Origin of the sequence: Lacticaseibacillus zeae DSM 20178 = KCTC 3804, assembly GCF_000260435.1 — a bacterium.
GTDB classification, from domain to species: domain Bacteria; phylum Bacillota; class Bacilli; order Lactobacillales; family Lactobacillaceae; genus Lacticaseibacillus; species Lacticaseibacillus zeae.
In genome coordinates, this window is record NZ_BACQ01000090.1 from 1 (window position 1) to 698 (window position 698).

General features: G+C 44.3%; 1 pseudogene. It reads left to right on the top strand.

Annotated elements, in window-relative coordinates:
* Positions 1-44: 44 nt before the first annotated feature.
* Positions 45-698: pseudogene (locus GSO_RS17355) on the top strand (IS5 family transposase); the annotation flags it as partial.

Consider the following 698-nt stretch of genomic DNA (forward strand, 5'->3'; position numbering starts at 1 on the left):
GCTGAATCTGGTAGAATTGTGGAAAACCGACTGAGGAGTTTGTCATGCCAGATTATCCAAGCAATATTTCTCGAGCGCAATTTGCGTTAATACAACCTGATTTAGCTCGACGCAAGCGTTAATACAACCTGATTTAGAAAACTTCCGCAAGCATACAAGACCGCGTCGTTATGATCTTTATGACGTATTCAATGCCATCCTTTACTCGCTTACTACAGGGTGTCAATGGCGTGAATTACCGCACGATTTCCCGGAATGGCACACTGTCTACCGCTATTACGATATGTGGCGAGATAAACCAGACCCGACAGCTGATTCGCTATTAGAAAGGCTTTTAAAAAAACTGTTGCTTCCTATCGCTTTTGCACAGGGCCGATCGGCCCGAACGTCGTTTGTGATTGTTGATGCTCAAAGTGTTAAAACCACTGATTTAACGAAAAATAGTGGCTACGATGGCGGCAAAAAGATTTCAGGGATTAAGCGTCATATGGCGTTGATATTAACGGTTTACCACAAGCCATTCTCGTGACACGAGCTAATGTATCAGATCGTTCAGGTGCATTGGCTATGCTTATTTCGCTAGCCAAACTTTAGAGCTGGTTCAGCATGTCATGGTTGATGGTGGCTACACTGGCAATGACTTTGCGGATCAGGTGAAGCTCATTTTGAATGCTAAGACGACGGTAGCTAAACGCAAC